Annotated in this window: 3 protein-coding genes and 1 pseudogene; all 4 read right to left on the reverse strand. The window is 60.8% G+C overall.

Annotated features, from left to right (window positions below):
- Positions 1-239 (reverse strand): annotated as a pseudogene (locus tag AB4Y84_RS18135) (TrbI/VirB10 family protein); the annotation flags it as partial.
- Entirely contained in the window at positions 236-1,015 is a 780-nt protein-coding gene (locus tag AB4Y84_RS18140) for a TrbG/VirB9 family P-type conjugative transfer protein (protein WP_176020365.1), read from the reverse strand. The pseudogene AB4Y84_RS18135 and the gene AB4Y84_RS18140, both read right to left, overlap by 4 nt.
- Positions 1,012-2,037, reverse strand: a complete 1,026-nt coding sequence (locus AB4Y84_RS18145) for a virB8 family protein (RefSeq protein WP_442244354.1) — start codon at positions 2,035-2,037, stop codon at positions 1,012-1,014. Before AB4Y84_RS18145 ends, AB4Y84_RS18140 begins: the two co-directional genes overlap by 4 nt.
- Before the next feature lie 89 nt (positions 2,038-2,126).
- Entirely contained in the window at positions 2,127-2,573 is a 447-nt protein-coding gene (locus AB4Y84_RS18150; RefSeq protein WP_025878721.1) for a hypothetical protein, read from the reverse strand.
- Positions 2,574-2,909: the final 336 nt, after the last annotated feature.

Genomic DNA, 2,909 nt, shown 5'->3' on the forward strand with positions numbered 1-2,909 from the left:
ACCACCAATAGCAGGATGCCGCCAAGGAAGAGCAGCGCCTTGCGATTCAGGCGTTGTTCCTCAGCCGAGCGCAACTGAGGGGCGCCGGCATCCAGGTCGGGTGCAGGGCCAGCCTGAGTGTTGCCGAAATAGGGATTGGACGACGCCTCGGGCGCAGCGCCAGAAGCGCTGCCGTACGGGCTCTGGCTGTCGTCGCRCCCGTTGTTTGGATCGCTTCCGGGAGTGTTCTGCTGGCTCATTTCTTCACGTTCCTTCGCAGACCAACGACGAAATCGCCGTGGCGGATGACCAGGTACGGGTAGGTCCCGTGGACGATCAAGGTATTGCCTTCAACGGTGGTGTTGACCACGAAATCCTCGCCGTACTCCTTCTCACGGCCGAACACGGCCGGGAAAATGCCGGTCTTGTACTCCGGCGAGTTCGGAAGTTTCAGGTAGGTGAAACGACCATCGTCGTACGCGTTGACCGGAATCAGCCACCCCATCTTCTTCGCCTTGCTGGTCGAATAGGAGTAGTTGAAGTTGTACTGGCGATCCTTGGCCAACTCCGTGCTCAACAGCGGCTGTGCCTCTTCCTCCACGGCCTCCTGGGCAACACCGAACACGGTGTCGTTCGGGTAGCTGAAGGCGATCTTGTACTGCACGCCGGCACGACGGGCCTGCTCGAGCTGGCGCCAATCGGTCGCCACCACCTTCAGTTCGAAGATGTACGAATGGGTCTCGGTGCGCACCATCATGTTGGTGTCGACATCGACGTTTTTCGGCTTGATGTAGAACACGTTCTCGCGGCGGGTCAGCTCCCAGCCGCTGCTGAAACCAGTGCTGTAGTCGAGGATCTTTTCGTTCGGGCTCAGCTCGATCTGGGTGGTCAGACCCAGGCCGGTGCGAACCGGATAGATGCGGTCCTTCTCATACTCGTAATGGTCTACCGCCTGTGCCATCGCCGCGGTGGAAAACACCAGCGACAGCAACGACAGCAGCGCCAATGCGCTCCCCCTGACTTTTCGACTACTCATCGGTTGCTTGCTCCATCAGCATTTCCGGTGGAATTGTTCGGCGCCGGCGGCATGGCCTGCCCCTGCTGCATCGGTTGCCCCTGCATCGGTTGCCCCTGCATCGGTTGCCCCTGCATCGACTGGCCTTGCATCGGTTGCCCCTGCTCATTGACTGGCACTGCCACAGGTTGGCCCGTTGCAGGATCAATCATGGTTGCCGCGGCAGGGTTGTTCGGATCATAGATGCCCTGTGCCTGCTGCGCGGCCTGCTGCGCCTGCGCCTGCATCGCGCCATCGTCCGGCACCGGCACGCCACGTGCGTAATCGTTGTCCACGCGGTATTCGGTGACCTGGAAGGCGAGCGGGTTGAGCACACGATCCTGTTCGGACAGCGCCAGATTCTGGTTGTACTCGAAGCGCATCGTCACCAGCTGGTTGTCCAGATAGGTAGCCGCGCCACTACGCTTGTCGAGCAGGCTGCGCTGGATGCGCACCGAAGCGCCGCGGAAACTGCCGTTCGCCTCAGTACCCAAGGGGGTGATGCTGAGGATCTTGACCCGGATCGCTTTCTCGCGACCGTACATCACGAACGGGTTCTGCGGGTTGTTGCCGGCATAGCGCTGACGCATGCTCTGGGCGACAGGACCGCTGGACATCACAAACACCAGCTCCCAGTCGCGCAGGCCCATCACCGCCGAGTCGTATGACTCACGCGCCAGCACGTACTGGGCGACGTTGCTGCGGTTGACCGCTTCGTTGCTGGTGATCGTCTCGCCCTGGAACGTGCCGCGCAGGCGCGCAACCGTCGCCGTACCCGTATAGGCATCAGCCATCACCAGGAAAGGCACTTTCTCCTTCAGTGGCAGCATGTAGTAGTAGCCACCGGCCAACGCCAGCGACATCAGCAACGAACCGGTGGCGACCCACCAGGCACGACGCTCGCTTCGCCTGGCCATGTCGGCCACGGTGATCTCGTAGCTGACCGCCTTGGCGACCGACTGCTCGACCTTGGGGCTGTTGCCTGCATCCTTCTTGCGGAACATGGATTCTTCCGTACTGCTGAAACATCAATGGGCGCGACGCCCCTGCGCCAGGCGCGGGGTGCGGCACGTTCGATGATTTCGACGCGGTCTCAGCTGCCGCTGCTGGCTTCGGGATCCTGGGCCGACGCGGTTGGCGTCGATCCAGCGCTCTGCACGACGATCTGGTTGCCGACGATGGAGACGGAAACGCCCTGCGCCGCATAGGCCGCCGTGAGATCGATCACGGCCTGCTGTGCGTTGGTGGTGTCGATCTCCGACACCGCGCCATACAGGGTGAAATCCGAACTGAGGCGATAGTCCAGCGTGCGACCGGAATCCTTGGCCCAGCGCTCGAGCATCGCCTTCAGCGTACGATCCATCGGCGACGCCTGATAGACGTAACTGGAGTACAGCGGAATCTCGGTCGGAGCCGTCGCGAAACGGTTGACCGGCTTCCAGCGCCCTCCGAAGTCGGGTGCGGGCTTGGTAGCACAACCTGCCACCATCAACGCCGCCACTGCGGCGATGGACATTTTTGCAATAAACGCCTGATTCATACGGGCTTCACTTTGACGTACGAAAAAGCAGTCCCGATGTTGGTCCCTTGGTCGTTCGGCACTGCGCGATGCACGCCGAAAACGTAACGAATGCACTGCTTAACAGCACATGGGCACGGTTCCCCTGCAGCTCGAAAGCTGCCAACCAAGTCGCGTGAAGCAACCTCATCCGAGGCCCCTTTCACGCACCCTCACCAACGTCGGAACCATCCCTGTTCCCATGGCTGAAACTCCTGGCCACTCTGAAAGCATGACGAATCACACAGATTCGCAAGCCACGCATAGAGTCGCACAACTACGCGTCAATTCGATGTCAGACAAATCTGAATTTTGACC

Origin of the sequence: Stenotrophomonas sp. 2YAF22, from assembly GCF_052114665.1 — a bacterium.
GTDB lineage: Bacteria > Pseudomonadota > Gammaproteobacteria > Xanthomonadales > Xanthomonadaceae > Stenotrophomonas > Stenotrophomonas indicatrix.